Origin of the sequence: Paracholeplasma vituli (genome assembly GCF_025446935.1) — a bacterium.
GTDB classification, from domain to species: Bacteria; Bacillota_I; Bacilli_A; order Acholeplasmatales; family UBA5453; genus Paracholeplasma; species Paracholeplasma vituli.
The window spans coordinates 1-23,924 of record NZ_JAOEGN010000003.1 but is presented as its reverse complement, the minus strand read 5'-3'; the positions used below and the strand labels follow the sequence as shown (position 1 = coordinate 23,924).

Here is a 23,924-nt window from a genome sequence, read left to right as displayed (position 1 = left end):
AAAGCATTTGGAGTGCGAGTCAGAGGTAGGAATGAGCCTATTTAGATGTCTGTTTACCACTTGGGTTTCTGTTTCTTTGACTTCAATTATCCATCGTTATGGTGATTATACCGCTTGCTTACATTTGTCATAGGTTGGCTCAGAGCATACAAAGTTTACTCAAGTTTTTATTGTTGCGGTATAGGGGGTGCAGTTATGATTTTTAGCATGAAAAAAGACCAGCAATAATCGCTAGTCTAAAAGTTTTGATTGAAACTGAAATTCGATTTTCCAAAAAAATTGCCCCACGTATTTTGGAGGTGGGGCGTTCGGTGTGGATTATTAATCGATTCTTTTTGGAATGGGGGGAGTCAATTCATCTTTCAATGTGTTTAGAATCTCATTTAACTCGGTATGGTATTTTTTTAGAGATCCTTGTTGATTTATATCAATCATTAAGGTGTCAATTTTTTGTCTTATACCTAGTTTTTCAATTGTATCACTGAATAAGAATAAATCAAAATTCATGAAATCATCATTTTCAAAAAAATATGAGACCAAATGATACTTAGTAATTTTGTTTTCCAAATCTGAAAATTCTTTGTCTGTTTTAGAAAAGTTGCCAATTATTGACATTATTGTGTAATACGAAGGATCATATCTTATATACGGTATTAGTCTTGAAGCAACCGATGTGTAGATTATGTCAATCGCTTGTCCTATTAAGCCCCCTAGTGTGATAAAAAACATAACAGCATCATTAGGAGCACCAAGTTTTTGTACACTTTTTTCTTGCTTTACTAGATTAATTTTTTCACTTAATGTCATGCTATTATTTTCCCTAGAAGTTAGGTGAATAGCATTAACGAAACTAGTTTTGAAGTATTTCTCAATATCTTCAATAGATTCACATTTTGAAAAATATTCGCTAATATCGCCTATTCCATCGAACATTGAAACAAATATGTTTTCCATATTTTCTTTCAACTGTTGTTGATTAATTTGAGAGTAGAGCAATCTTATTGGTATGACCCACAATATTGCAGAATACTTTTCAATTATTTCAATGTTATCGTTAATTGACAATATTGCCTTTTCATATATGAAATCACTGTATTTATCAAGTTTTTGATTTGCTGTTTCTAGATGAGAAAATAGTGGATCATCAAAAATGTGATACTCTCCGCATAATAGAAATGGGTATTGGTCCCCATCTGATAAGTCTAAAACAGTTGCGGTAGTCAAGTAAGTTATGTTACTTTTATCCAGTATGCTCTCAATTATGAACTCAATTTTATTTTCTCTTTTTATCCAGAAGTGTTTTAACTCATCCATCAATAAATAAATGTTGTCTTTCGTTATAATCTCACGGATATTCTTTAATACTGTTAAATATTCTAATTGAACTTCAACGATTAAACTTACTATATATTTGTTTTTCATATAAATTTTTCTGGTAATGGGTAAATAGAATTCAGGTAGATAATAGTTTTATCCATTACTTTTTTGCAATCATTCCAAACTGATGACAAATTTTGCTTGTTTTCATAATCAATTGTGTGATGATATTGATGAGTTGCTGTGTTACATGAAACAGATATGCTTTCTCTAATTGCGCCCCAAAGCCCATGTTCATATTGAGAGTCATAATCATAATAGAAATCAAATAAATCTTTTTCATCAACACTAATTGCTTTCTCTCTAATGTTCTTTTTGTCAAAATATCTAGTATCAAGATTTAAAAATTTTTCATCTGTTTCTGAGTCTAAAATTGATTCTATATAGTCAACATTAAAATGAGAGTCTACAGGAATGTTTCTACTTTTATCTTTATATTTTAAAAGTATAAGTTTTAGTTGTCCTAGACCATATGAGACAAATTCTTTCCATATATTCGGGTGATTAGTTTCCTCAAGCACAAGATATTTAATCATAATATAGTTTTCGATAATATTTCTCACTATGCTTCTTCCAGAGATTTGATTGAATAAATTATGCTCTACAAGTTCTAACATTCTTTTATAGGAATACCCATATATTGATATTAATACTTCCATTTTCGAATCTAACGGATGAAAATTTTGAAACAAACCATTATAATATTCAGCTATTTTTTTGCATTTATCGACATATAATTTTTCTTCGTCAAAATTTTCTTTTTCCTCATAATGAAATACAAATAGTTCACATTGAGTCATTTCGCTCATCTCCTTCCAAAAAAACATGTTAAAGTCACTGTCATATCTTATAATGTCCTGCAAACCAAGTTCAGTTGCTCTTACGGATGGTCTCCATAATCTCATGTTATCATCTGAATGTGGTGTGTAAGGATAATTCGTTAACGCTTCAGTTATAGATAAACCTCTCATAAACTTGACTTTATTTGCAACTACTGCACTCCAAATAATCAAGAATCTTAAATCGGAAGATAGTTCACTTTGATTGTCATACGTATCTTTTATAAGTTCCATTAAAACCTTTTTCCTATCAATGTTTAAATCATCATCATAGAAATGTTTCGCAAAAAAAGGATATTTTGAATATGAAAATATCAATGTGAGTGGATAAAGGACTTTAGGTTCTACTAGCGTAGTTACATACACAAAAATATCTACTTGTTGAGTTTCATCTAGTTTTAATATTTCTGAAAATAGTGGAAACTCTAATTTGTGAGTATCATGAATGTATTTAATTATCTTTCCACATATTTCCAATCCATCAGAATGGTCATACTCTTTTAAAATTAGTGCAAACCAAAAAAAAGATGGTAGTCTTTGATATGTCCAGTTTCCAAGGCGTAGTCCTGGTAGTTCACTAAATGGAGCAACTAATACTCCTTTTTTCATTTTATAATTTTCAAGTTTTAATTTTTCCATTATTACCCACCCACTTATAATATAATTATAACAAAAAAAGACCCTATTTTTCTATAAGATCTCCCTTTTCGTTAAACATATAATCATCTTTAGTTTTGTGTGTTTCCTGGTTGTGACACTTTCTACATAGACATTCGAGATTATCAAGTCTCATTGATACTTCATAATCATGAACATTTGCTTCTGTAAGTGTTGTCTTGTGATGAACATCAATTGCAACTCCACCACATCTTTTACATTTATAATTTTCTACCATCATCTTATACTTTCGTTGTTTCTGCCAAGCCGATGATGAGTAAAATTCTTTAATAGTCATTTGCTAATTCTTTAAGGATATCGACTTTATCGAGTCTTTCCCAAGGCAGAGTATCTATTAGAACTCCGACGTGTCCATATGATGCAAGCTCAAAGAAATCAAATACTCCGATTTCTCTTGTGATTGATGAAGGTCTAAAATCAAACACATTATGAATCAGTCTTAATAAAGTTTCTTCATCATATACAGATGAGCCAAATGTATTTATTGAAACACTCACAGGTTTATCTATACCAATAGCATATGCAATACCTATTTCACATTTTTCTGCTAGATTAGCTGCAACTATATTTTTTGCGATATACCTTGCATAGTAACTTGCACTTCTATCTACTTTTGAAAGATCTTTTCCACTCCAAGCACCGCCACCGTGTAATGCTAGACCCCCATAACTATCACATTGAAGTTTACGGCCGGTAAGTCCTGAATCTGCATATGATCCACCTTTTACAAACTCTCCAGTAGGATTGATAAGGACTCTGGTGTCATTTGTGATTAGTCTTTTTGGAATGACTTCATATACACAAGAGAGCACTAAAGGTTCATATATTCTTCTTGGGATTCCTGGTTTCGTTTGGATTGAAACCACGACTATGGTTACCTTTTTTGGAACTTCTTTATCATAATCTACAGAGACTTGACATTTACCATCAATTCCAAAGAATGTGGATAAAATTGTGGAAAACTCTTTTGTAAGATTATCTAGTTTTCTAGCTAGTTTTCTTGATAATACAATCGGTAAGGGCATTAATTCTTCAGTTCCTTTTTCTGCATAACCATACATAATCCCTTGGTCTCCAGCACCGCCTTTATCAACACCAAGAGCAATATCGCTTGATTGAACACTAATCTTCTCCAGGATGTGAAACTCATTACTATTTAGTCCGATGAGATCTAGACAGTCCTTTGCAGTCTTCGTGTAATCAATGATTGCTTGAGTACTTACCTCTCCTGCAATTACAAATAGGTCATCCTTAATCAAGCATTCAATACCAGCTCGAGTGTGTTTGTCTTGGTTCAATAACTTCGTAAGAATATAATCTGCTACTTGATCACAGATTTTATCTGGATGTCCTTTAAATACGGACTCGCTTGTCTTTATCATAGACTAATCAATCTCCTTTGTATGTTTAAATACTTCAATATCCGATAGTGGCTCTTTGATGCCATTTCTTATGAGATAACAGTTTTCAGTACTACCTTTTAATTTGATATATCTTTTTACGATCACATCTACATAATTTTCATCTAGTTCATTGAGAAATGCATTTCGCTTTAACTCTTCACATGCAATTAAAGTCGAACCACTACCACCAAATGGATCCATGACATTTTCACCAACTTTTGAACTGTATTTTAACAAGTCAGCCAGTAATGAGATAGGTTTCATTGTTGGGTGTAAATCATTTTTTGTCGGTTTGTCGTGGTTCAAAACACTATTTTTAAGTGAGTAGACATCCTCTAATCTTTGTATGAGTTCTTCTTTTTTCATGGATTTGAAATCTAAGCTTGGTGCATCAATAACGGTTGTGATTGTACGATCATCAATGAAATAATGTGCTTTACCCTCTTTCCATCCATAATAGATACACTCATGTCTCCATTGGAAGTCTTGTCTTCCTAGAACAAGTGAATTCTTATTCCAAATAAGTTGCTGTCTTGGTTTTAAGTTGTTGAGTTGGAGTGCTCTATCAAACTCGACCAATGTACTTGAACCATGGCAGACATAATATGAACCGCCTTCTTTTAGGACTTCTCTCATGTTCTTAAAAACTTTTACTAAGAATGCTAAGAAATCATCCGATGGCATATTATCATTTTTAATTCTTCTGTTATCGAATTGTTCATTACCATCTCCTTTAGCCCCAACATCAACATTGTATGGAGGATCTGTTAGTACTAAATCAATTTGCTTTCCATCAACAAGTCGTTTGATATCTTCTTCCTTTGCTGAGTCTCCACAGGTTAATCGATGATTACCTAAAATATAGATATCTCCAATTTGTGAGAGAGGTGTTTCCGGTATATGTTCATTTGGGTCAAAATCATCTTCAAAAACCTCATCAGGTTCAACATCAACTTCAAATCCAAAAAGAGACATATCTAGTCCATCGATGTTTTCTAATTCTAGTTTCAATTTATCTAAATCCCAAGATGCAATTTCACCAACTTTATTGTCGGCCAAACGAAATGCTTTGACCTGTTCTGGTGTTAAGTCATTGGCAACAATACAAGGAACCTCTTCAAGTCCTAATGAGATTGCTGCTTTAAACCTTGTATGTCCAGCGATGATAACATTGTTTCCATCGACAATGATAGGAACTTTGAATCCAAACTCTTTGATGGAGTTTGCTACTGCATCAACAGCTGCAGTATTATCCCTGGGATTATTCTCGTATTCCTTTAAATCACTTATCTTCTTGTTTATTAGTTGCATTGATATCTCCTATTTCCATTGGTTTCCAATCATTTTCTTTTTGTCGTTCTAGAACCTTTTGTTCTGACAGCTCTAGTTCATACTTCTTTTCACTATATTCCTTACCAAAATTGATGATCAGTAAATATCGTGCAACTCCCATATCACCAAGAATCGTTCTTGTTTGTTTAATCACTTTCTTTTTTGTCCCAGTTGGTGTTTGTTCAATGATTTGGTCTTCATTCACAATAGTGAATCCCATCGCACGTTCAAACATCTTCTCAAGAAGTGATTTTTTTAACATGTTTCTTCCGTCTTCGTAAGATTTCTCAACATCCTTATATTTCTTCCTAAGAGAATACAATGTGTTTTCTGAAACTCCTAATTCAGTTGCAATGACACCCATACCACATGATCTACTCGCTAGTTCTTTGATGAGTTTTAGTTTTGATTGTAAGACACCATCATTTTTCCATGTTTGATAATTATCCTTTCTCATCATCAGTCCTCACTTCTTCATCTGATTCTTGAGGAACTACGACTATTTCTCGCACTGCTTGTGCAGTAGGTGTATAACCAGCTCACGTGCATTTTACCGCATCAATGATAATCTGCTAGGTTGGCTCAGAGCATAAAAAAACCAATCATCTCTGATCAGTTTTGTGCTTACTATTTGAATTGTCACTAATTATATGACTTACAAATGTGCAAGATTCTATATAACTACTATTTTATCTAAGTTTGTCGTAAGCTTCTGTTTTCATCCATTTGGAGTACTCATATGCTTCTAAAACGGCAATTGTCGTAAATAGCAATAGCGATAAAATGATAAAAAAAGTATATGTTTGCCTAAGTGAACTTGTAGAATCTGCTAATCTCAAGTATGTTTGAGTCGCATCTTTAACTTCTAAAAGTGTTCTTGTTCCAACATAAGAGATAGATAACTCTTGGCCGTTTTCAACATTTTCTAAAAAATCATCATAATCAAATGCATGCTGGTAATGGGTCTCAATCTCATACGTTTTGCCATCAGAATCCTTCAGAAGGTAGTATGATGAATCATCATTAATAAACCTAATGGAGTCAAATATGATCGAAATAGACTTTGAATTATTCAGTTGATGAATGCCATTTAGTGAACCAATGAGCATACCAATCGGTAATAACAAAATAGCGATATAGATTACGATTCGTATTGCGATAGCTTTGTTCCTTGTCATATTTAAACCTCACCTTAAACACTTTAATAAGTCCAATTTGTTATGGTTTTTGCTTTTTTGTGAATTACTTGATTTTACCACTAAATGGCTATTCAGTAACCACAGTGTTATATGTTTTTCCTATTTGAGACTTCATAAACTGGTGTTATTGAATGAATTATTAAAAAATTGCTAACATCAATTCTTTATTTCATTTCAGAAATTCTAACTAGTTTACCTAAATCTACAATAGTAGTGATGCTTCCGAAAAATTCATTGAAACTAATTATTAGATTGTGTGGCCATATTGAATCCATTCTATACCCATATTTATAATACCAATAATTCTTTTCAGTAGAGAACACCTTTACTAATAATTCAAGTGCTAAATGCATGTTTGCTAGTTCCTGATATATCAATCCTTCTCTTAAATCTAAACCATCCTTTTTTGACTGGCATCTATAAAAATTACTAGCAGTCTCTTTTAACAAAATCAGGATTAATTCTGCATTTGAATTTACTTTTCCATATGTGACACCCAAATCATTGTTATTTCTTAACGAATCTCTTAAAAAAGATAAATGAGAGTTAAATGTTGATAAAAAAATCATAACATCCATCTCAAATTCATATCTATCTAACTCTTCACTAAACTCCATCAATAGACTGGCATTACATAGGAGATAATCTAAATCTAAATCTCTACTTGATGTTCCAGAGTTTTTCAAATATCTATTTTCGATTACCTTAAGTAGATGCTCTCTATCTTCACCTTCAGTACGTTTGTTTAGTTTTAACGAAAAAGGATTATTACCGATAAATAAATCCCAATTATTTCGGACTTGCTTTCGTATATTAGCAAAGGAATATGTTTTTGATTTAACATCAACTTTCACTAGAAAAGTTGGGATATTATTATAAAATAGGTAATTAAGCGTTGAGTTTTTAAGTCTCAAACTATTCGATTTCCTGGTAGTACTCTTCAATTGAACTGCTATGATTTGACCTGGCAGTTTTTGAGTATACATTCCCTTAACATCACTAATATCTACAATGTCAATCAACTCGTCAATTCCATAGTCATTCTTTTCGATGCTTCTTGTAACCATATGCTTTGAGATTGCATAATGAAAAATTGCGGTTCCTATATCATTGATTTCGTGTTGTTTACTTCTAATTGGTACAGTTCTTGTATTAGTCATTAAATTATCTCCTAAAGAAATGATTTTATATAGTTATTCATCATCAAATTTGATGATTGTCGTCTCCAATTGATGAATGATTGTCAATAACAAATGAAAGAGATGAGTCACAAGACCCATATGTATTTCATTAACATAATCAATATCGTTATTGTGCATTAGTTTATTGCGCAGGTTCATTCCAATAATCTTGCGAACTCCATTTTCATTTTCTTCAATGAAATGTAGTTCATACCTTATTATTGATGTGAGTCTTTTGCCAAAAATGTTAATTATGGGCTCTGAATCAAGTAGTTTCCCTAGTGTAACTTGAGATTCAGGAATGTATAAAACCTCTTTATCATACTTCTCCATAAAAACTTTACGAAGTATTTTTTCTATATAAGAGCAAATATTTTGAGACAATCCAAAACAGAAAGTTCTATAATATGGATAATTATCATCAATTGAAAATAAATAAACAATCGAATCAATTATGCCATTTAACTCATTGTTCAAATCCAAATAGTCTAAGCTATATTCTTTGCAAATCATTTCCAAGACTTTTGAAGTAACATTGTATAGTACATTGGATAAATCCTTATCATTAATAATAACACCAAGTATATGATCATGAAAACCAAACATCCATCGTATTTGATTTTGTACTGACGGAGTGAATATGGAATTAGATTCTAATCCAATATGCCGTATGCTATCCATAATGATAGATTTCGGTAAATCAAAAACTGTATTAATCGAAGCCTCATATCCGAAAGCCTTTTTTAATCTTGTATGAGTCAGTCCTAATATAGTGATATTACTTGCAACTCTCTGAGAATTTAACTCATCACGTAATTTGTCAATTACTTCTTTAATAGGAATTTTTTGTTCGAAAACTTTCCCATGTTTTTTCATGTAAGCACTATAATTTTTATCGATTATTGGTTTCAATCTATCAAAATCACTTAACCTTTTTCTTAAATCGTATTGTTTGGCAAGTTTTATTATATCTTCACTATAAGCATAAACATTTATATAATTATCCTCGTTCATGCTTTTTAGCAGACTTAATGCTTTATCACAAAGAATATTGACATATTTCTTAAATACTTCCTGGAAAAAATGAATTTTATAATTAGAAAACAACTCAATTAGATTGGAGTAAGGATGTTTTTCTTCTTCAAAGAAAATCTTTTGTAATAAATTATCAAGTTCATTAGTATGCTGCTTATAATAGCTGAGACAATTATTGAAATTGTTGATGATATATCCCCAATGCTCATTTTCTATAAAAAGGAATACATCTCTTTTTACTCGATCATGCTGTTTATAGATATAATCCAAAACAATATCATAAAACTCATGTCGATTAAAATCATCATTGTCTTTTATTAGTAGTGAATGATAACTCTTATTGATCAAATCATAGATTTGGTTAAGCGGTTGTTCGTATTTATTCAATGTTTCTTTAGACAAATCAATTATTTCTTTCAGTCTTGGTTTGTCAGAATCATTCTTTAATTGGGAAACAATCTCATGATATTCGCATATAGTTGATAATGTTAAATAATCACGTAAGTTGTCTTCTGACTCAATTTGGTAATCGGAGAGAGTTAAATATTCTTTAAACATATTTTCATTATCTAACAGTGTAGTTATATGCCATCCGGTCGCAATATCATTAGTACCATAGTACTTTAGTGAAAACTTGCTTTTGAAAACCAACTCTAGCATTCCCATGGTCATTCTCCTCCCAATTCATATTAAATCATACTAACTATATCCCTAGTATCTAACTTCATTAGCTGTCTTGTTTCTTTTTTATTGACATTAGTTTTCTCATACTTACAAGCTTCAATCTCTGCCGTAATTCCACCACTACCCTTTTTCCCATATCTATATTCTCTAGGTAGTAGTTGTCTTAAATTCTTGATATTATGCTCCAGAGAACTATTTCTAATGCCCTCAACAATACATGTGTTAAATTTATAAACCATTAGAAAGGCATGATGACTAACTGCATTTCTTAACTCTCTTACAGCATCAAGATTTGAATGAATATCGATTGTACAATCAAACATCTCATTTATGTCTTCTGCAGGAATGTTTTTAATTTGATTTAACAAGTCACCAAAATCTATTGATTGAAGTACTTCTGAAACACTTTTCCCATCAATAATTCTTGTTTTAACTTTCGAACGAGGTGATCTTCCATCTTTCCAAAAAGGTTGAATAGGATTATCTTCGTATTTGTTACTTAAATAGGCTCGTATATATTCTTCGAGTGTAGCTATATAAATGTAGATTTTATTTCTCAACTTTTTATCATAACGTAGTAATGCTGTTACCTTTGACCATTCAATTATTGATTTGTCATCATTAAAATCAACACCAAGATGATTCATAATCTTCTGATGAAAAGCAACTCCTTTAACTCTCAGATAAAATTCCGCATCATTATATTCTTCATCACTATTTGGATCGAAATATAGTTTTTTCATTAATTCGTCTTTTGTCATAAGTTTACTCCACACGATTATTAACTTCTTCATAGAAGATATGAACTGAGGAGATTCTATCTGATTCGTGTTTATCTTTTTCTGCAATTACTCTTGGGATAATACATTCTTCAAGTAGGAGTCTTTGATCATCTGCTGATAATCCTTTGAATTTTTCATATATATAGGAGTTTTTACTAGGGAGTTGAACCCAGGTATAAACATTAGGAGCATTTCGTCTTATTCTCTTTGATTCATCAATACTGATTATTACAAAATCAAAAGAGAACTTTTCTTTGCTCGCATCGAAAGTTCCCTGGTTTTTAGACGTTCTCACAGTAATAACTGTAGTTGAGTTTTCAACTTTCTCGTTTTGATTTTTACAGTCCGAAAAAGCTTGAAGAAAGTCAGCTTTAATTTGAGTAGGTTTAGAATCACCTTGTTTTGAATTCTTTGTTAAAATGATTTGATAATCCAAATCATATTTCCCATTAGAATCTTTTACAATACATCTTCTTTTCCCAGAGCCAATTAATCTATGATTAAACTTATAGTGTCCTTTAATCTTAGAGTGTTTTCTTACCTCTTCTATTAATTTGGTAGCTCTTTGTCTCGCTTCTTTACTTTCATTGTGACTAACTAATTTTGCCCCCATTTTTCCTCCCCTGAGTCAACTTGTGATTTGCTCGATATTTCCTAATATCGACCGTAAGTTACTCATTAAAGTATAACTTTTTCTCATTTGAGACATCACAAACAGTGATTATTGAATTAGTTCACTTATTCTTGATTATTCACAAAAGTCATTCTCGCCTGGATGACACCAATGAGGTGTTTCGCTCTTTAAATCGACTGGAATCTCTTTTTTTGAAATCATCATTTTATCTACTACTCCATCGCCATACCATGTATCAATTATGGCTTCAAAAACGAACCAATCTCCAAAGATACTATCACACTTTGAACACCCAAAGGATAAATATGTGTTTCCAACCGTATTACTATATCTTTCTTTTATCGTTGCCATATTCAGTTTGTTGTTTACTTTAGCGTGGTCTAGAACTTTTTCTACAATTTCAGGTGTAAACATTAATTTTTCTGAAATCCACATCTCAATGTCACCAAAGAATATCTTTGCATTACATGGTGTAATCAAATCCCCAATGTAGTATATGTGATTTTCGTGTCTGCATTTCCAACAATCCATTTTAATAAATCTAACTTCTAACTCTAAAGGATTAAGTGAACTACAAAACTTTATATTTCCATGCAAAAAATCTTTGATAAAGACTTCTAATGAAATTTCTTTTCTATCTTTAATAGATACGGTTACATTATCATTATTATTATTTAATCGAAATAGTGGAAGATTTTCTAATTCATTTTTTTGCTTTGGTTCTTTCTCAAACAACCAGCATCCAATAACACCATCTCTAATATATTTAGCTTGTCTCTCTAAAGTCTTTCTTACAGACTGAATACTTGATTGAATTTCAAAAGCATATTTTATGCCATTTGCCAACACAAAAACATCAGCACGCCAATCTTTACCCTTGAATTCCTCTCTTGTTGCATAGCCTAATTTTCGACATATCTGTGCTACCATATTTTTAATATTGTCATGAAAACTACTTTCAGTCCATAAATTATCCACTTATTTACGTTATCCTTTCTGCAACAACTCAATCAACTCAGTTTAACCAATCGTTTTTTTTTAATAAAGAATGTGACATTAAGAAAATGTTATTCACAAATCTCCATTATTCAGAATGTAACAAACTGATTTCACTTTCAATTCTTCATTTACCTAGATTTTTTCTCTATGATATACATCTGTATAACTTGACATAATCAAAACAGTGTGTTTAGAAATACACTTATTTAATGTACACACGCATTAGGTCTATTTGTTTTTTTACTTTATCATCAGTAGAAGCAGTTGCCAAATCCATTTTAAGTAATTTATCAATAAAATCTTTGAACATTGGGGCTGTTATTTTTGGTAATACAAGTTCAATTAGTCTAATAAATTGCATCCGACATAGTTTTCTATTTTTTAACTTTAATGCAACGTCATCCCTAATGAGAGATACAATAGCTTTCATACTTGCTCTAGAATCAAAACCAGATATTAATGTTTCATAATAAGGGTCTGCTGCTGAAGCAATACCATATCCATTCGATAAAAACACATAAACAATCGTATTTACATATCTATCTATAATCTGACTTGGGAGTTTATCACCAACTATATTTACAAGTTGCTTTGCAAACATTCCTTCATTATAAAAATTATCAAAGCTTTCATGTACTCTTCTTAAAGCGGCAAGTTGTTCATTTATCTCTGAGTCTCTTATTGTGTTAGGAATATACTGTAATCCATTACATACTTCAAGAAACTGACGAGATAGTTTCTGTTTATCCTTATCACCATTTGCTCCGAATTGTGCAAATCTAATTCCAAACTGAACTTTTACATCATCACTAATCAAAGGCCATAATTTAGGAGCAAGGTATAAAACATTATCAATGCAGTGTTGTGGGGCATCTCCTCTTGTGAATATCCCAAAGAAACCATTTGCTAATGCTCCTGTTTTTTCAGATGTTAGTTCTGCAAAAAAAACTACAATATTGTCCAACTCTTTGCTACTAAGAGCGCTGTTCTTAATATTTTCTAAAAGAGTATTAATTCTAACTGTTATGTTCTCAAGGGGTAAACAGATAACTTCTCTAATGCAAGTCTCAAGCCATGTTATTAGTTGCAACCCCGTAAGATCTGAGTTATTAGGATGTGCGGCACTTGCCCAATTTCTCATGAACTTGATGTCTTCTAAAAGTTTATACCCAATACTACTAATTAGTCCTATTTCTTTAGAACCTATCAACAACTCTGAATCATCTACTTTGATCAAATCCTCAATTGATTTTAGCTTTGATCTTTTTTCTGTCTTCACTGCACAGTCGAAAAAGTATTCTATATCATACTGAGAAACACGATTTCTTAACTGCAAAATAGTTTCATCCCATAAATAATTCAATGCTGCATCAAATAAACCGGCCGATACAGCTGCAAAAAATTTTGATATATATCTGGAATCCTTTTTAATATTTGAATCTAAAAGGACGAGAACATCTTCAATATTCTTGAATACTGTAATTCTCTGCTTTACATCAGAAAATATTTCTGTTTTTGGTAAGCCAAGATATTCTAAAGCAGAAATAATACTAGTTTCCATTAATGTAATGCTCCCGTTTATACTAACAATCGCATTTTGATTTTTGTCCATATAATCATCCCCCTAGATTCTATTTTTCTTTGCTAATCTCTTTGTAAGATTTTTTTAAGAACTTATTCTCTTTTGTGTAAGTAGCTATCACATAGTCTTCATAATTAAATAGTAATTTAGCATCAACACCATTATCAGAAAACAGATAGTCCTTATTTAAGGTCACGATATATTGAAAATCATCTGCATGCTCAACTGTCTTTTCATAAATATAGTTTAAACTCATTATTCTAGTGTTCTGATCAGTTTCGAATAAATTGTCATGAAGTAAAAACAATGGATGTCTTGTTCTGGTCAACTCGTTAAATAGTAGACTTATATCGTATATAAATACTTTAATTCTATCTATACCATGACTTCCGTCGTCATGAATTCTCAAATTAACGCTAACAGGATTTGTACGAGATTTCGTATTTGTGTCAATTCCAAATGAACATTCTCGATTACCCATTATATACTCATGAATTGATAGTATTGTATTTTGAAATGATTCTATACTTTTGACATTTTTATTAAAAAGTTCATCTAATTCGTTCGAATGTCTTATTTTGTCTTCATCAAGTTTTTTCTTATCTGAAACATGTTTTTCATAATTTTGTAGTAAAACTTGTGTTTTCAGCATTGTGTTTTTCTTTTCTTGATAAAGTCCTAAAGTGGTTTTTAAATTTTGAAACACACCTTTAGTATCAAGTAGTCTCATTCTTTGAGAATATTGGATATCAATTTGATTCTTTTCATTTTTTAAAATTTCAATCTGCTTTTGAATATCTACTCGTTTTTCTTCAAGTAAAGATCTTTGAAATACTTCAATTTTTGATTTGAACTGTGTAACCTCATCTAAGTTTTTTACAATTAATGTTCCTAAGTTTTTTATGAAAGAATTATACAGAATTTCAATTTCATCCGAGGGGATTTGTTCAATTTTCGGCATAGAATTTATTTTTTTAATTTCATAATACAAAACTTTCAATTCTGAACTTAATCTCTTTATCTCTATTTCAAGCTCTGAGACCTCTTTTTCTATAATCTCGTAACTATCTGCTGTTTTATACTCATCAAGTGCTTTTCCAATGATATCAACATCTTTATTTATCTCATTCAATTCAGCTTTCACAAATGATATATCTTTTTGATTATTATTAGTTAATTCTTTTTTCTCATTGTTAATAACCTCAATTAAAGATTTAATTCTTTTGAGATTCTCCACAGCATCTTTATACTGAATCAGTGAAATGTTCATCAAATATAGATGTGGTGCATAGTCTTCAGGTATTCTTAATCTAAGATCGAACGGTTTAGCTATATCTTTGAACTCTGAGTTTTCATCCCTTATCAATATTGAAAGCAGTGACCTTAAAGATGGAGAAATATCAAGGTTTGATTCTTCAAAAACGATGTTCGATATATACTGTAATGATTGTTTAAAATTGGGAAATATAAGGTTTTGATTATTAATAGTTATAACTGGGGTTTTTTCATTTTTTCTATTTCTAGATATCGTATATATTGCCGATCCAATCATAAGATCCAAGTTAATGTTCTCATCAACTGGGAGAATATCTTTTGGTATTTTACTTACTCTCGAGCTTGAATATTCTGCAAATAAGCAAAAATCAATGAACTGTGCTAAGATGGTTTTACCAACTCCGTTAGTTTTACTACCTGAAGTTGTTTTAGTATCCGACTTCTCACCCAATATTATGTTTAGTCCATTTTTAAAGTCAACTGGCTCAAATATATTATTATCGGAGTATAATTTTAATAATTTAACTCTTTTCATTTGATTAACCATAATTTCGCCTCCGAAAATTCTAATAAGCCTAAAGAAAATAAAAAAATCATTCCTGCCATTAACTGTCTACTAGAAAGATTAATACTCTTATTTAAAGAATCATATAAATCATAAATCGTGCATTCACGCCTTTTATTCAAAACCTTTAGAATCAAATACCCTACATAGGATGATGATTGTTCAGCAATTTGCTTGTCAATTTGCATATTTTACCTCATTTGGAAATACATTACATTTTATTATTTGATCCACCAGATAAAATCTAATAGCACTTTTATCATAATTTCTTCCATTTGATGAAATAACATTATTTAATTCTATAACCAAGTTATCTAATGCCATTTTTGGATTGTTTTGACATATTTCTAACGCTTTCACACTTAGTGTTTTTAAATACCTGTTATGAATTGCTCTCTTTATTTCATCGTTGATTAAGCTTCCATACACAGTACTCAATGATATTCCATATGCAACATACAAGTCTTTATATTCATCCTTAATATATTCGGCATAACTTGAAAATCTTCTATTAATTTTATCATGTGGATCAATAATAGAATCTATTTCATCTGATAACGTTTGCGTGTTAGATAAATAATCTATAATTTGAATAATTGTTTCATCTTCACTACATATCGTCTTCTCTTTTTCATTTATTGCATCAAGATTATGCTCTAAGTATTCCTTGATAATTAATACTTTAGCATTATCTTTGGTACTTATTATATGCAAAAGTTTCGACATATCTATTATGTCATTGTCTTTACAAAATGTAATTTTTTTAGTAACAAAATCTGTTGTAAATCTAGGTTTACTTGTCAGTAAAAAGATAATAAGTCTGGAGTCTTTATCGCTACTAACTAGACTCTCAACTCCATCAATTGACTCCTTAATCTTTCCAGATGTCTTTTCTGATGTAACTTGACAATAAATATTATTCATTTGATCATACAAATCTGCATAAGGATTATTCATATTTTGCTGATTAAGATTAGAAAAGTTTAGATCCATGACCAAATTAAGGAGATCCGCAAAAAAGGTTTCAGAGGAAATGTTAATGTCAAGATAATGTAATTTGTTAAACAATTGAACTTTAGCTTGAATCCATGCTAAAAGTTCAGCGATTCTTTTTAAGTTTTTCTCTCTTTTCATATGCATGATTCCTCTTTTCTAGTTTTTGCTATAACTTTGTATCGTTAATTTCAATAAAAGTGAATATATAAATTAAGATGATGATTAAGCAAATCAACAAGATTTACTTCGTAATACTCATTATGAAGATTATTTATTATAACCTCTTGTGAAGTCTGCTTGATAAGCACTAGGTACAAAAGATAAACCTTCAATATACGATGGAGGATTAACATTTGCTGTTTTCCCGGTTGACGTGATTGGAACTATGGTAAAGCCATGATTCGAAATCATATCTAAAACGAATGCATTGCTATTTACTCTGTACAATATTCTCCCATTACCTGCACTATATCGATCTGAAATAGGTTTCGGAAATTTATGTGGACTACTATAAATAATAATCCTCCCCTCTTTCCCCCATGCTCCAGATAATTGATTCTGTTCAATTTTCAACATGGTGTACTTCCCAGATGTTAGTATTCCAATGGTTTCATATACTTCAGATAAACTATTAAATACAATTGATTTTCTAGTCGTATAAATGAGTTTTGCCATATCAATTTCACTCCCTTATATTAAATTGATCTTGCTGATAACATTATCGTAGTCAAATGTAGCAATTTTAGAAAATATATCTGTACTATAACCAGTATCAGCAACAAACAAGAAGTTATTAAAATCATAATCTCCCCAATTATTCTCAATTGATTTTCTAATGGTTCCTAATTTCGCAATTAAGCATATCTTTTGAAATTCTCTGTCAATTACAGAATAGTTTCCATTTGGATGTGCATGGTTTCGATGTTGATTCGGTGTTAAATTAATTAAATTTTCTAAAAAATAAGCAATTTGTGGAAAATCAGATCGAGGAAAAATGTGGTGAGCTTCAGTTGCAAGCTCATCATCTCCAGCAACTTCACTGAGACCAAAATTGTAAAAGCGATTTATAAGTTTGACATTCTTCATTGCTTTATCGGTTAAGTACTGTATATATTTTGCTCTCGGTAAAGATGGGGTTACGTGTGACCCACGAGTGATACCTTTGGGTTTTCGTTGATATATGTCTCTAAAGTTATCTCGATTATACATTAACATATCATAAGTTATTAAATCTTTAGATAGCATACCTCTTTCAGTACCTGCAGAGTTTTTGCTATATGCTAGTGGATTAATAACTTTGATGAAAATTCTCCAAACCTCTGTATCGCCATTTATAGGTGTAAACGCTTGTGTAAAAGATGTAAATCCCCGTTTTAAATTATTATATGCATCCTTGTTTTGAAGTCTGAAAAACTCTTCAAAAAGGTAGTATATATCTGAGTCACATAAGACTTTTGTGATGTATTTGATTAGGAATTTTAACGCATTACGTTCACTTAATGATATTTCCTCTAATAAAGCTTTTTCGCTAAGTTTATAAAAATTTCTATTTCCTTTTTTGTGTTTTTCTAAAACTCCTGCATATGAAAACATCCCCATTGGTTGTTGGAAAAATTTATCATACTCATTTCTAGCACTTTTCTCCTTGGGACTCGGTTTCTTAAAAATATCCAATACATTTTGCACTGTATAATCATTATGCCAAATGTCCATAGAAGTAAAAATCGTATCATCTTCTTTATCTGATAAAAACTCTAAAATACAATCTGCAATTATAGTTACGACATCAGGGGTACATTTTTGATCAATCCAACGAGCATTATGACTTTTTCTAATATCAAAATCTCTTTCACCCAATAAAGTATCTAAGTGTTCTCCATCGATTAGTCTCATTATTTACCCCTTTCTGATTCCGTAAAAATATATGCTATTATTATCAACATTTAATGTTCTTGTCTGATAATTTCTCGCTATCTGCATATACTCTCTATACTCATTTGATGAGAAAAATTTCATATCCTCATTCGTAAGTTTTTTATCGAATTTTGGTATTAAAATTGCGACAGATCCATTAACGACAGTATTCTTTGGTTTCTTCATTAGACGGGTTTTATACGTCATATTTGGAGTTAAATATACATTATCATCATCCAAATACTTTGCAACTGAAAAAGTATTTAAGGCAGTTCTATCAATGTATGCATCATAATTGTCAATATCAATAATTTGACCATCATCTGTGATATTTCTTGATTTAATAACCCGAATTTTATCACTTCCTAAAGATTTCATATTTGAATTAGTCAATTGTCTATCTCTAAATACTTCAAACACATTCAGCTCAAGATTATTTATAAAGTTGTCGAAATAATCATTTCTATAAATTATCCAATATGGGTACTTATTAGATGTTACATATGATTGATTCTGTGTTTTAGATATATCCAATGGTAAAGACGTAACAATAGTTTTACTTGGTTTAAGTGTTGTGTTAATTGACAAACATATTGTTTCTACAAGAACACCCTTAAATCCGTATTCTCCAAAATCAACAATATTGTTAATGTTATACTGTGAAATGAACTTTCTTGTTTCATCAAATTCTGATGTATTTAATATGTTTTTTGGCATAATCATTACTACATTATCAGAGTATTTTAAACTTTTTTCAATAAAATACGATGCTAGGTTTTTTGATTTCAAATTGTGATAGTCTTTTGTTATATCACTTTTGCTTGTTGTTAACTTGCCAAAAGGGGGATTGCCTATAACCAAATCATATTTTTCAATAATTTTATGTTTTAAATAGTCTTTGGCTATCAGATTTATTTTTACATTTTCGCCTAGATTATACAGTGGTATGAGAAACTCTAGAACTTCCATGGACTCAACACTTATATCCACACAATCAACAATAATTTCTTCAATATGTGAGTATTTTTTAGCAACTAATGGTAAGAAAGATCCAACTCCAACAGATGGCTCTAACACACGCATTATAGACTTTCCTTCAAACACTGGTAGTATCGAGTAGATATTGTGTAGCAACATTTTATCAGTATAATATGCAGAATTTTTTTCTCGAGCTGCGTTAGCATACTCAGCAATCGTAGCCAATGTCTTTACATTGTATTTTTGCTGGTTCTTTACTAAGAAATCCATTAAATTACGGTGTTCAAATAATTTCCAATCTTTTATTAATTCTGTGATTTCTTTCGAAGTTAAAGAATTGCCTGTCAATACTTTTTTAATATTTATCGCAATACTTGAAAACACACCTGTTGGCACAGCTTCACCTAATGACTGTCTTATATTAATTTCTTGTGTCTTTAATAACTTTGACTTTTCATCCTGAGTAAGCGAGTTTAATGTTTTCAAATCCTGTTCAAACCATTTGAATTCTTTGGGTATAGCCATTATATTCATTAATTCTCTTATGCTAAATACCCTATCATCAGTAGGGTGAATTGTGTTTTGACTTGCCAACTGATCATTACGTGTATGAATACATGGTGCAACCTTATCCCAACATTGACGAGTATATTTATCACCATTTTTATTTTTGTTTGGCACAATTATTCCTTCTAAAACCTGATGAGGACGTTTATGTGGATCAACATTATCAAAAGCTGATTGACCTTCCTTTAAATCCGTAATCCATGGTCTCATTCTTTCATCATATATTCTGAAAGAATGAAGAAAATCATCTTTTGCAAATTCACCCATCTTTGTAAGTTTTGGCAGATGCCCGATTACTGTTTTAAGATTTTTTTCTTTTTGGTATGCTGGAAACAACTCTTCAGGAGAAAACTCATTTACATATTTCTTTAACACTCCTATTACAAGTGTTCTAGTTCTACTTGAGTTTGATCCGTAGTTTTTAAAGTTGATGACTTTAGATTGAATCGTATAATCATCAGAAAGGTTCTTATCAATTGCATCAGATATCGACATGACTGTTTCATCTTCAATACAAGCAGTTTTTAAGAACGCTGCTACGTTTTCAAATATAAAAACTTTAGGTTTAAGATCCTTTACAACGTGAATTGATTCGATTACTAATGAATTTCTTTCAATTTCATTTTTTGACTTTTTATGGTTGGCGACAGACATCCCTTGACATGGTGGCGTTGCAATAACAACATCTGGCTCACTTATTTCATGGTTTTTCTTCCAAAAATTAACTTCATTAAAGATTCGATTCTTGGTTTCTACAGAAGTGATATCTCCCTGGATATATCCAGTTTTATAAATACATTTATCATTAATTTTTTGAATATTTAATCTTCTTTCAATCAGTTCATTAGTAGCAATACACTCAAAACCATTTTGTTTGAACCCAAAACATCCAACACCAGCACTGCTAAATAGACTGATATATGTTAGTGGCTTATCACTCAGTTTTTTTATTTTAATAGATTTCATCCAAATCACTCCATTTCAAAGCACTTTATTTTACTAATGATTCTGTAAGTTCGCTATTTAATTCAAAGTAGATTTTTTCATGCTTTTTCCACTTTTTTTCCACTCTTTCAACTAGTTGAAAAGGGTGTCAATTTTCCTATTTAAGACATCATAAACATGCATTATTGATTAGATAAATTGTATCACAAAAGCCCTTGTAATTCTACCTTTAATTAAAATTAAAGCACCTTAAAGTTTATGATCACTCATCATCATCAGAGACATCAATATTCAACTTATTCAATATTCGGATACATTTCATAGTATCTATCAACAAAAACTTCAATGTTTTTGAATTCGTTAATAAACTTTTCATAGAGTTCTTGTGCGAACCCTTCTGCTTGTTGTTCAACTAGGTGTGTACCCCATTCGTCACTTGAATCATCGTAGTTTTCCGCTTTAAATTCATGAATCATTTGCGTCATTTCATCATCTGAAAATAGGTTATTTTTAACTCCCATACCATATCCAATCACAGCTGAGTATTGAACTGAATGAAATGTTTCATGGAATGCACATTTGATAATTCTATCAGTTTGTGCAGTCCTAAGCCAATCACGATTGTACCGGATTACAAACATTTCCTTTTCGAAAAGACCAGAATGATTGATTGACTTAAACATATCCCCATCGTTGATGAACACCCATAGTGCATCATCTACTTTCAATAATCTTCTTGCAAAGTTGGTTGCTGATATAACGAGTTTTTCATTTAAACTCCCATTACAATTATTCATGTAATCACTCCTCCAATTACAGACGATTATACTATATGTTCTACTGAAATCAATTAAAACTCATACGTTTTTATTCTCCAAAAATAATGTTGATAAAAATCACTCTTAATATCGGTTTTATCATAGATAAGTCATCACATCTGATAAAATATTCACTACTCATCTGACAGAACACTTCTTATCAAATGTTTGTCTTAACTGCTTCATTTCTTCGTTGTAACGTACTAGGTAGTGTTCTTTACAATAGAGTTGTTGTTTCACTTCATCAACCGGAAACATCGCAATTGATTCTTTCTTTAGTTTTGCCTGGATTGTCTCGTTTAATTTTAAGAGTTCTTTTAACTCAGATGAGTTACTCCATTCAATACTTCGTTGATTCTTTTTGATCGCATTTGTTAAATACCCTAGTTTGTTATTAATCTTTGATTTATCTGTTTGGGATAGTTTCCTAAACTGGAATAGAAAGTACTGAACATGCTTCTTCAGTTCATCAAACTCATAAGTTGTTTTTAAATAATTATCAAAGAAAGCATTCGTAGCTAATAGATTATCCATATCTCCTTCTTCAAGGTATTTTGAGTATACTAAGTATTTTGTTAATACATGTGACTTTGAAAACTCTTCATGCCACTGATTGATTTTCAAATTTTCTAGAAAATCATTGATAATTGATTCACTTGAAAAAGTGACTTTATCATATTTATCATATTTATCATTTCTATCATTCTGATCGATTGATTTGATATCTATTTTTTTATCTCTATACTCTATACTCTTATCTCTTAACTCTGGGGGGAAATTACCGTGGACAATAGCGTGGACTTTTTCCACGCCATCTTCCATCAATTGTTTTTCCTTTTGCTTCCGTTTAACTTCTGCCCAACCAGTTTCTGAACCGACTAGTTTATCAAATCCTGTTATGCAAATAATGTTTGATGCATCTTCATAAAGCAAACCTATTTTCATCAACATATCTATCGCAACTCTAATGGTATCAATCTTAAAGAACATGAGTTCCTGGGTAATGGTTGTGAGATCATAAATTAGTTCCATCTCATTTACTTTTTGGATGAGTCTTCCATTGGAGTTGATTGACAACATGATAAGGTAGACATATATGCTAAAATACCAACCACCATCTGGTTGGCGCATTAGCAGCTTCATTTCCTTTGATTGCATCAGGTCCTGGCGGAGTTTAATCCAATAATATATTTCATTTCTTTTATCATTTCTCATAGATACCACCTTGAACCAAATTGATTAATACACGATTAAATACCATGTTTGAATAATTCCTTGAATATTTCACAAAGTACATCGATGACGATACCATTACCAGCAAATGTGTATAGCCTAGCATCTGAGAATTTATCGATTATTAAATCGATTCTATCATCTGTCCATCCCATCAACCTTAGTGATTCTCTAGGGGTAATTCGACGTATCATAAGCGCTTTATCTCTTTCGACAATAACACCTAAATCACTGACTGTCCTTTTTATGGTTTGAATCTTTCCTTTTTGGACACACCCACGTTTTTGATGTGGACGATTGATATAGATGCCATCGCCTAAATAAGCTTCTTTATAGCCCTTTAGCGTTGCTTCTGGAACGATAACATAGTTATCTGTTGGTGTTGACCCTTTTCTTGTTGTAATGGTAAATGCGTATCTACTCTTAGTAGTGTCATGTGGTTTAAACCTATTGCCTCTAATGAACCCATTTCTATCTGTTGGATCCGTGCAATATAGCAAGAATGCTTCGCTTATGAAATACTTCTCATCTACTACTGGCTCAAGATAATCGATAAGATGTTTCTCAAGTGGAAATGCTTTTGGAAATTCGAACTCGTATTTGGGATCTATAATTGACACTAAGAATACCCTATTTCTAGTTTGTGGAACGCCATAATCTTTAGCATTCAATTGTTGCCAATAGTTTTTATAACCCAATGACTCAAGGAATAATAACCACTCATTAAAACTATGAATGAATTTCTTAGATACCAGCATAGGTACATTTTCCATAAGTAAATATTTAGGCAATTCTTCTGATTCCTTAGATGTGATTAACAATCTTTCAACTTCCCATAAAAGTGATGATGCTGTGTTTGAATTACGATCCATTCCTTTCATTGAGCCTGCTAACGAAATATCTGTGCA

At 31.1% G+C, this 23,924-nt stretch carries 22 protein-coding genes; all 22 read right to left on the bottom strand.

Annotated features, from left to right (window positions below):
* Positions 1-321: 321 nt before the first annotated feature.
* The gene (locus N7603_RS02020; RefSeq protein ID WP_262095663.1) at positions 322-1,422 is read right to left on the bottom strand and encodes a hypothetical protein; all 1,101 of its coding nucleotides are present in this window, start codon (positions 1,420-1,422) and stop codon (positions 322-324) included.
* Positions 1,419-2,855, bottom strand: a complete 1,437-nt coding sequence (locus N7603_RS02015) for a DUF5677 domain-containing protein (protein ID WP_262095662.1) — start codon at positions 2,853-2,855, stop codon at positions 1,419-1,421. Before N7603_RS02015 ends, N7603_RS02020 begins: the two co-directional genes overlap by 4 nt.
* Positions 2,856-2,898: 43 nt before the next feature.
* Entirely contained in the window at positions 2,899-3,171 is a 273-nt protein-coding gene (locus tag N7603_RS02010) for an HNH endonuclease signature motif containing protein (RefSeq protein ID WP_262095661.1), read from the bottom strand.
* Positions 3,161-4,276 (bottom strand): methionine adenosyltransferase, encoded by a 1,116-nt coding sequence (gene metK, locus N7603_RS02005; RefSeq protein ID WP_262095660.1) that lies wholly within the window; start codon positions 4,274-4,276, stop codon positions 3,161-3,163. The genes N7603_RS02010 and metK overlap by 11 nt, the downstream gene beginning before the upstream one ends.
* 3 nt (positions 4,277-4,279) lie before the next feature.
* On the bottom strand, positions 4,280-5,608 hold the full coding sequence (locus N7603_RS02000) for a DNA modification methylase (protein ID WP_262095659.1): 1,329 nt from the start codon (positions 5,606-5,608) through the stop codon (positions 4,280-4,282).
* On the bottom strand, positions 5,580-6,086 hold the full coding sequence (locus N7603_RS01995) for a hypothetical protein (RefSeq protein ID WP_262095658.1): 507 nt from the start codon (positions 6,084-6,086) through the stop codon (positions 5,580-5,582). The genes N7603_RS02000 and N7603_RS01995 overlap by 29 nt, the downstream gene beginning before the upstream one ends.
* A gap of 232 nt (positions 6,087-6,318) precedes the next feature.
* Positions 6,319-6,807 carry a hypothetical protein gene (locus N7603_RS01990; protein ID WP_262095657.1) on the bottom strand — a complete coding sequence of 163 codons (489 nt, stop codon included), beginning with the start codon at positions 6,805-6,807 and terminating at the stop codon, positions 6,319-6,321.
* Between the two features lie 185 nt (positions 6,808-6,992).
* On the bottom strand, positions 6,993-7,988 hold the full coding sequence (locus N7603_RS01985; RefSeq protein WP_262095656.1) for a DUF4365 domain-containing protein: 996 nt from the start codon (positions 7,986-7,988) through the stop codon (positions 6,993-6,995).
* A gap of 33 nt (positions 7,989-8,021) precedes the next feature.
* Positions 8,022-9,710, bottom strand: coding sequence for a hypothetical protein (locus N7603_RS01980; RefSeq protein WP_262095655.1), 1,689 nt, complete (start codon positions 9,708-9,710; stop codon positions 8,022-8,024).
* A 23-nt stretch (positions 9,711-9,733) separates the two neighbouring features.
* On the bottom strand, positions 9,734-10,489 hold the full coding sequence (locus N7603_RS01975; protein ID WP_262095654.1) for an Abi family protein: 756 nt from the start codon (positions 10,487-10,489) through the stop codon (positions 9,734-9,736).
* 4 nt (positions 10,490-10,493) lie between these two features.
* Complete coding sequence (locus N7603_RS01970) at positions 10,494-11,123, bottom strand: hypothetical protein (RefSeq protein ID WP_262095652.1); 630 nt, start codon at positions 11,121-11,123, stop codon at positions 10,494-10,496.
* Positions 11,124-11,258: 135 nt separating this feature from the next.
* The gene (locus N7603_RS01965; protein WP_262095651.1) at positions 11,259-12,122 is read right to left on the bottom strand and encodes a competence protein CoiA family protein; all 864 of its coding nucleotides are present in this window, start codon (positions 12,120-12,122) and stop codon (positions 11,259-11,261) included.
* Between the two features lie 223 nt (positions 12,123-12,345).
* Positions 12,346-13,755, bottom strand: a complete 1,410-nt coding sequence (locus N7603_RS01960) for a hypothetical protein (protein ID WP_262095649.1) — start codon at positions 13,753-13,755, stop codon at positions 12,346-12,348.
* Between the two features lie 19 nt (positions 13,756-13,774).
* Positions 13,775-15,547, bottom strand: a complete 1,773-nt coding sequence (locus tag N7603_RS01955) for a DUF2326 domain-containing protein (protein WP_262095648.1) — start codon at positions 15,545-15,547, stop codon at positions 13,775-13,777.
* On the bottom strand, positions 15,532-15,753 hold the full coding sequence (locus N7603_RS01950) for a hypothetical protein (RefSeq protein ID WP_262095646.1): 222 nt from the start codon (positions 15,751-15,753) through the stop codon (positions 15,532-15,534). Before N7603_RS01950 ends, N7603_RS01955 begins: the two co-directional genes overlap by 16 nt.
* Positions 15,743-16,699: an SMEK domain-containing protein gene (locus N7603_RS01945; protein WP_262095644.1), complete on the bottom strand. Its 957-nt coding sequence runs from the start codon at positions 16,697-16,699 to the stop codon at positions 15,743-15,745. The genes N7603_RS01950 and N7603_RS01945 overlap by 11 nt, the downstream gene beginning before the upstream one ends.
* A gap of 129 nt (positions 16,700-16,828) precedes the next feature.
* Positions 16,829-17,236, bottom strand: coding sequence for a hypothetical protein (locus tag N7603_RS01940; protein ID WP_262095643.1), 408 nt, complete (start codon positions 17,234-17,236; stop codon positions 16,829-16,831).
* A 15-nt stretch (positions 17,237-17,251) separates the two neighbouring features.
* A complete protein-coding gene (locus N7603_RS01935) occupies positions 17,252-18,454 on the bottom strand; it encodes a hypothetical protein (protein ID WP_262095642.1) in 1,203 nt (400 codons plus the stop codon).
* Between the two features lie 3 nt (positions 18,455-18,457).
* Positions 18,458-20,986: a DNA cytosine methyltransferase gene (locus N7603_RS01930; RefSeq protein ID WP_262095641.1), complete on the bottom strand. Its 2,529-nt coding sequence runs from the start codon at positions 20,984-20,986 to the stop codon at positions 18,458-18,460.
* A gap of 275 nt (positions 20,987-21,261) precedes the next feature.
* Positions 21,262-21,762 carry a hypothetical protein gene (locus tag N7603_RS01925; protein WP_262095640.1) on the bottom strand — a complete coding sequence of 167 codons (501 nt, stop codon included), beginning with the start codon at positions 21,760-21,762 and terminating at the stop codon, positions 21,262-21,264.
* A 159-nt stretch (positions 21,763-21,921) separates the two neighbouring features.
* On the bottom strand, positions 21,922-22,998 hold the full coding sequence (locus tag N7603_RS01920) for a phage replisome organizer N-terminal domain-containing protein (protein ID WP_262095639.1): 1,077 nt from the start codon (positions 22,996-22,998) through the stop codon (positions 21,922-21,924).
* 35 nt (positions 22,999-23,033) lie between these two features.
* Positions 23,034-23,924: DNA (cytosine-5-)-methyltransferase (gene dcm, locus N7603_RS01915; protein WP_262095638.1), on the bottom strand; the 891-nt coding region annotated here is incomplete at its 5' end.

Bases quoted from the DNA above. Each gene is read 5' to 3' on its own strand.
- N7603_RS02020 (WP_262095663.1), bottom strand. From the start codon at position 1,422: ATGAAAAACAAATATATAGTAAGTTTAATCGTTGAAGTTCAATTAGAA.
- N7603_RS02015 (WP_262095662.1), bottom strand. From the start codon at position 2,855: ATGGAAAAATTAAAACTTGAAAATTATAAAATGAAAAAAGGAGTATTA.
- N7603_RS02010 (WP_262095661.1), bottom strand. From the start codon at position 3,171: ATGACTATTAAAGAATTTTACTCATCATCGGCTTGGCAGAAACAACGA.
- metK (WP_262095660.1), bottom strand. From the start codon at position 4,276: ATGATAAAGACAAGCGAGTCCGTATTTAAAGGACATCCAGATAAAATC.
- N7603_RS02000 (WP_262095659.1), bottom strand. From the start codon at position 5,608: ATGCAACTAATAAACAAGAAGATAAGTGATTTAAAGGAATACGAGAAT.
- N7603_RS01995 (WP_262095658.1), bottom strand. From the start codon at position 6,086: ATGAGAAAGGATAATTATCAAACATGGAAAAATGATGGTGTCTTACAA.
- N7603_RS01990 (WP_262095657.1), bottom strand. From the start codon at position 6,807: ATGACAAGGAACAAAGCTATCGCAATACGAATCGTAATCTATATCGCT.
- N7603_RS01985 (WP_262095656.1), bottom strand. From the start codon at position 7,988: ATGACTAATACAAGAACTGTACCAATTAGAAGTAAACAACACGAAATC.
- N7603_RS01980 (WP_262095655.1), bottom strand. From the start codon at position 9,710: ATGGGAATGCTAGAGTTGGTTTTCAAAAGCAAGTTTTCACTAAAGTAC.
- N7603_RS01975 (WP_262095654.1), bottom strand. From the start codon at position 10,489: ATGACAAAAGACGAATTAATGAAAAAACTATATTTCGATCCAAATAGT.
- N7603_RS01970 (WP_262095652.1), bottom strand. From the start codon at position 11,123: ATGGGGGCAAAATTAGTTAGTCACAATGAAAGTAAAGAAGCGAGACAA.
- N7603_RS01960 (WP_262095649.1), bottom strand. From the start codon at position 13,755: ATGGACAAAAATCAAAATGCGATTGTTAGTATAAACGGGAGCATTACA.
- N7603_RS01955 (WP_262095648.1), bottom strand. From the start codon at position 15,547: ATGGTTAATCAAATGAAAAGAGTTAAATTATTAAAATTATACTCCGAT.
- N7603_RS01950 (WP_262095646.1), bottom strand. From the start codon at position 15,753: ATGCAAATTGACAAGCAAATTGCTGAACAATCATCATCCTATGTAGGG.
- N7603_RS01945 (WP_262095644.1), bottom strand. From the start codon at position 16,699: ATGAAAAGAGAGAAAAACTTAAAAAGAATCGCTGAACTTTTAGCATGG.
- N7603_RS01940 (WP_262095643.1), bottom strand. From the start codon at position 17,236: ATGGCAAAACTCATTTATACGACTAGAAAATCAATTGTATTTAATAGT.
- N7603_RS01935 (WP_262095642.1), bottom strand. From the start codon at position 18,454: ATGAGACTAATCGATGGAGAACACTTAGATACTTTATTGGGTGAAAGA.
- N7603_RS01930 (WP_262095641.1), bottom strand. From the start codon at position 20,986: ATGAAATCTATTAAAATAAAAAAACTGAGTGATAAGCCACTAACATAT.
- N7603_RS01925 (WP_262095640.1), bottom strand. From the start codon at position 21,762: ATGAATAATTGTAATGGGAGTTTAAATGAAAAACTCGTTATATCAGCA.
- N7603_RS01920 (WP_262095639.1), bottom strand. From the start codon at position 22,998: ATGAGAAATGATAAAAGAAATGAAATATATTATTGGATTAAACTCCGC.